Origin of the sequence: Lentzea aerocolonigenes (assembly GCF_000955955.1) — a bacterium.
GTDB lineage: Bacteria > Actinomycetota > Actinomycetes > Mycobacteriales > Pseudonocardiaceae > Lentzea > Lentzea aerocolonigenes_A.
Genome location: NZ_JYJG01000502.1, coordinates 1 through 4,046, shown reverse-complemented (window position 1 = coordinate 4,046; position 4,046 = coordinate 1). Strand labels below are relative to the sequence as shown.

The following is a 4,046-nucleotide window of genomic DNA, read 5'->3' as shown; positions in this document are numbered from 1 at the left end:
ACGCCATCAGCCCGAGGCGACACCCGGCATCGTGATGGATGCCGGGTTCGTGCCTGCGGCCTTGCGCCACCGTGTCGCCCGCACCGCAGCCGCCGTCAACGCGTCCAGCGCGGAGGTCCGCAGCACCGACTCGTCCGTGCGCTCCAGAACCCCGCGCCACGCCGCGCACGTGTCCTGCTCGACGGCGATCAACGCGGCCAGCGCGGACGGCCCGTCCGACACCGGCGCGGGCGGCAGATAGGCGGCGGCGGGCGGGTTCGGGGTCGCGCCCTTGTCCCGCAGCCACCGCTCGGTCGTGTCCCGGCGGGCACGGTGCGCGTTCGAGCCCTCCGTCACGGCCGCGGCCTGGTTGCCCAGGAACGCCGACACCATGCCGTAAGTCCACAACGCCGCGTGCTCGGTGCCGAGCGCGGTCTGAACGGATTCCACGCTCATACGAGCACCTCCCTCAGCGAGGCGCAGCCGGCGGCCACCGAACCGACGAGCCCGGCGCGGTAGCTGGGCAGCGTCGCGACGATCGCCGAGGCGTCGCGCACGGCCTCGTCGAGCGCGGTCTTCAACGCCGCCAGCGGGTCCGGTGGCGTGGGCGGGGCCGTGGGCGCGGCCGGTGCCGTCGAGGAGAGCGGCGGGCGTTCGCGGTCGACCTCGGCCTGCAGCAGCCTGGCGTGCGTCTCGCGGGCGGTGGAGATCTCCGCGGCACCCGGCACCGTGGTGAGCGTCTTGGCCAGCGCGGCGTCCGCACGGGCCTGGGCCGCGAGCGCCGACAACGGGTCCGGCGGCGGGGGCTTCTGCGGCTCTGTGGTGCACGCAACGGCGAGCGGTGCGACGGCCACCGCGAGCAGCACACGGCGGCGGCTGACCGATTCGGAGATCACGCGAACCCATATTGCCAGCAGCCGTGCGGCGCGGTGGGAGCCGGGCAAAGGAGATAGTCTGGGCGTCCACGGCCGCCGAAACACCGTCGGCCGGGGTTTTCATGCGTTCGAACTGAAGGAGACACCACGTGTCCAGCCCGCCGCGCGGAGAGCTTGCCGCGCAGCTAGCACCCGTTGTGCGGGAAGCGCTCGAGGCCGTCGGCTTCGACCTCGACGCACTCGACGTGAATCAGGCTGGGCGCCGCCGTCTGGTCAAGGTCGTCGTGGACGGCGAGGACGGCATCGGGCTCGACGAGGTCGCCGAGGCGAGCCGGGTGGTCTCCGCCGCGCTCGACGAGCACGACCACATCATCAACGGGCCGTACACCCTCGAGGTCACCTCGCCGGGTGTCGACCGGCCGTTGACCCACCAGCGCCACTGGAAGCGCGCGCACCTGCGTCTCGTGAAGATCAAGCAGCCGGAGCAGGCCGAGTGGTTCGGCCGGGTCGGCGAGTGCGACGAGACCGGTGTCGAGCTGCTGCACAAGGACGAGCTGCGACGCGTGGAGTACCGCCACATCGAACGCGCGGTCATGGAGATCGAGTTCAAGCAGCCGCCGGTCGAGGAACTGGCTCGGCTCACTCGGAAAGCACCGAAGGAGGAGCCGAGGTGAACGTCGACATCGCCGCCCTGAGGGCGATCGAACGTGAAAAGGACATCCCCTTCGAGACGGTCCTGGAGGCGATCGAGTCAGCACTGCTGACCGCCTACAAGCACACCGAAGGACACGCCACGCACTCGCGCGTGGAGATCGACCGCAAGTCCGGCGTCGTGCGCGTGCTCGCGCAGGACCTGGGTCCGGACGGCGCGGTGCAGGAGGAGTGGGACGACACTCCGGAAGGCTTCGGCCGCATCGCCGCCACGACGGCGCGGCAGGTCATCCTGCAGCGCCTGCGCGACGCCGAGCACGAGCGCACCTTCGGCGAGTTCGCGGCCAAGGAGGGCGAGATCATCGCCGGTGTCGTCCAGCGCGACGCCCGCGCGAACGCCCGCGGCATGGTCGTCGTGCAGGTGGGCGACACCGAGGGCGTGCTGCCGCCGGCCGAGCAGGTGCCGGGCGAGCAGTACAACCACGGCGAGCGCATCAAGTGCTACGTCGTGAGCGTGTCCCGCGGCGCGCGCGGACCGCAGATCGCACTCTCGCGGACGCACCCGAACCTCGTGCGGCGGCTGTTCGCCCTCGAGGTCCCGGAGATCGCGGACGGCACCGTGGAGATCCCCGCGGTGGCACGTGAGGCAGGTCACCGTTCGAAGATCGCGGTGAAATCAACGGTTGCCGGTGTGAACGCCAAGGGTGCCTGCATCGGCCCGATGGGCGCCCGTGTGCGCAACGTGATGCATGAGCTCGGTGGCGAGAAGATCGACATCATCGACTACTCGGACGACCCCGCCACTTTCGTCGGGAATGCTTTGTCCCCGGCCAAGGTTGTGTCCGTACGGGTGCTCGACGAGCGCGCCAAGACGGCACGCGTCGTGGTGCCGGACTTCCAGCTGTCGCTGGCGATCGGCAAGGAGGGCCAGAACGCCCGCCTGGCCGCCCGCCTGACCGGCTGGCGCATCGACATCCGCAGTGACGCGGAGGCTCCGGCCGCCGGTGCGGTCACATCCAGTTCGGCCGAATGAGCTCCAGGGGATAGACTCATCAACGGTTCAACGTCGGGTTCGGCAACCCAACACATCGGCCCTGTTCGTACGTGCATCGGATGCCGCGCCAGGACGTTGCCCTCTGAGCTGCTGCGTGTGGTCGCGGTGGACGGTTCGGTGGTTCCGGACCTCCGTCGGCGGCTTCCTGGTCGGGGTGCTTGGTTGCATTTCGATCTCGAATGTCTCCGCAACGCCGAGCGGCGACGGGCGTTCTCACGGGCCCTCCGGGTCCAGGGAGCACTCGACGTCGCTTTGTTGCGCGAGCACCTGGAGCAGCACGGGCACTTGGCCGCGGGACAGCCCCGTGGCCAGCAAGCAACGAGGAAGCAGGTCGACCCGTCATGAGTCAGCCGTGAAGCTGAAGACATGAACGCGCGACGTTAAGACGAGGTCGATGGGACTTGCCCGCCGGCCTCACAACCAAGGAGAGCAGTGGCAGGCAAGGCCCGCGTACATGAGCTCGCGAAAGAGCTCGGTGTTACGAGCAAGGAAGTTCTGAACAAGCTCGCCGAACAGGGCGAGTACGTGAAGTCCGCGTCGTCGACCGTCGAGGCCCCCGTGGCCCGGCGCCTTCGCGACGCCTACGAAGCCAAGTCCTCGAAGCCGTCGGCTCCCAAGCCGTCCGCTCCGAAGCCCAAGGCACCCGCACCCGCTGCCGCCGCAGCGCCCGCCGCACCGGCGGAGTCCAAGCCCGCGGCGGCCGACAGCACGTCCGCGGCTCCCGCCGCGCCGAAGGCCATGCCCGGCCCGAAGCCCGCGGCCCCGCGCCCGCCGGCGCCCAAGCCCGCTCCGGCAGCTCCTGCCGCGCAGGCTCCGGCTCCCGCGGCACCCGCACCCGAGCAGCAGGCTCCGGCCGCCGCCGCACCGGCACCCGCCGAGTCGGCTCCGGCCGCTCCCAAGGCTGCCCCCGCGTCCGGCTCCAAGCCGGGTAGCGGTCCGCGTCCGGGCCCGCGTCCGGCTCCGCAGCAGTCCCAGCCCCAGCAGCCGCAGGCTCCGGCCGCGTCCGCCGGTGGTCAGCAGTCCCCGTCCGTGGTGCCGCCGCGCACGCAGGCTCCCAAGCCTGCCGGCCCGCGTGCCCCGCGTCCGGGCAACAACCCCTTCGGCGTCGGTGGCGGCAACGCTCCCGGCCCGCGTCCCGGGCCTCGTCCCGGCCCGCGTCCGGAGCAGGGCGGCGACCGTCCTTCCGGTCAGGGCCCGAAGCCCGGTGACCCGCGTCCGGCCAACCCCCGTCCGAGCGGTGCGCCCGGTCAGGGTGGTCCGCGTCCGGCTGCCGCTCAGGGTGGCGGTCGTCCCGGCCCCGGCCAGGGCGGTCCTCGTCCCGGCGGTCCCGGTCAGGGCGGTCCTCGCCCCAACCCGGGCAACATGCCTCCGCGCCCGAACCCCGGCATGATGCCGGGTCGCCCCGCCGGTGGCGGCGGTCGTCCCGGCCCTGGTGGCGGCGGTGGCCGTCCCGGTGGCGGTGGCGGTGGCGGCGGTCGTCCCGGTGG

Annotated in this window: 6 protein-coding genes; 4 read left to right on the top strand and 2 right to left on the bottom strand. The window is 72.1% G+C overall.

Annotated features, from left to right (window positions below; genetic code table 11):
• Positions 1-6: 6 nt before the first annotated feature.
• Together UK23_RS51010 and UK23_RS51005 are read right to left on the bottom strand one after the other, a co-directional pair.
• Positions 7-435, bottom strand: a complete 429-nt coding sequence (locus tag UK23_RS51010; RefSeq protein WP_052685611.1) for a ferritin-like domain-containing protein — start codon at positions 433-435, stop codon at positions 7-9.
• Entirely contained in the window at positions 432-875 is a 444-nt protein-coding gene (locus UK23_RS51005; protein WP_231114975.1) for a hypothetical protein, read from the bottom strand. The genes UK23_RS51010 and UK23_RS51005 overlap by 4 nt, the downstream gene beginning before the upstream one ends.
• Positions 876-1,003: 128 nt before the next feature.
• Between UK23_RS51005 and rimP the strand changes: the two genes are divergently transcribed.
• The 4 genes from rimP to UK23_RS50995 form a co-directional block, all read left to right on the top strand.
• Positions 1,004-1,528, top strand: a complete 525-nt coding sequence (gene rimP, locus UK23_RS44875; protein WP_045317954.1) for a ribosome maturation factor RimP — start codon at positions 1,004-1,006, stop codon at positions 1,526-1,528.
• Positions 1,525-2,538 carry a transcription termination factor NusA gene (nusA, locus tag UK23_RS44870; protein WP_045317953.1) on the top strand — a complete coding sequence of 338 codons (1,014 nt, stop codon included), beginning with the start codon at positions 1,525-1,527 and terminating at the stop codon, positions 2,536-2,538. Before rimP ends, nusA begins: the two co-directional genes overlap by 4 nt.
• Before the next feature lie 117 nt (positions 2,539-2,655).
• A complete protein-coding gene (locus tag UK23_RS51000; RefSeq protein WP_419503931.1) occupies positions 2,656-2,904 on the top strand; it encodes a YlxR family protein in 249 nt (82 codons plus the stop codon).
• Positions 2,905-2,991: 87 nt separating this feature from the next.
• A partial coding sequence (locus UK23_RS50995) for a translation initiation factor IF-2 N-terminal domain-containing protein (protein WP_196778165.1) occupies positions 2,992-4,046 on the top strand: 1,055 nt, incomplete at its 3' end.